The 253-nt window shown below is 41.5% G+C and carries 1 protein-coding gene; it reads left to right on the top strand.

The genetic code is table 11. The features are described 5' to 3' along the window. On the top strand, window positions 1-253 hold a 253-nt coding region (locus G7034_RS11800), incomplete at both ends, for a hypothetical protein (RefSeq protein ID WP_166401163.1).

Raw genomic sequence — 253 nt, 5'->3', positions numbered from 1 at the left:
ATAACGGAATTGATGGTGAGTTCATCTATATCCGATTGGAAGGAGAAAATGCTTGTATTACGGCGTTTAATTCCGCTGAAGATAATCGATTCCAGCTATTTATTGACGACCGACCTGAGATTAATTTAACGGCAAGCAACGAAGTGATTTGTGCTTCGCCAAGTGACGCTCAACAAGCCGACAACGAAATAGGCGAATTCGATTTAACGCAGAAAGATGAGGAAATCAATCCAAATGCGGGAGATGGAAATAG

Origin of the sequence: Psychroflexus maritimus, assembly GCF_011089875.1 — a bacterium.
GTDB lineage: Bacteria > Bacteroidota > Bacteroidia > Flavobacteriales > Flavobacteriaceae > Psychroflexus > Psychroflexus maritimus.
The sequence above is the reverse complement of the archived record's forward strand: the minus strand, read 5'-3'. Positions and strand labels throughout refer to the sequence as shown.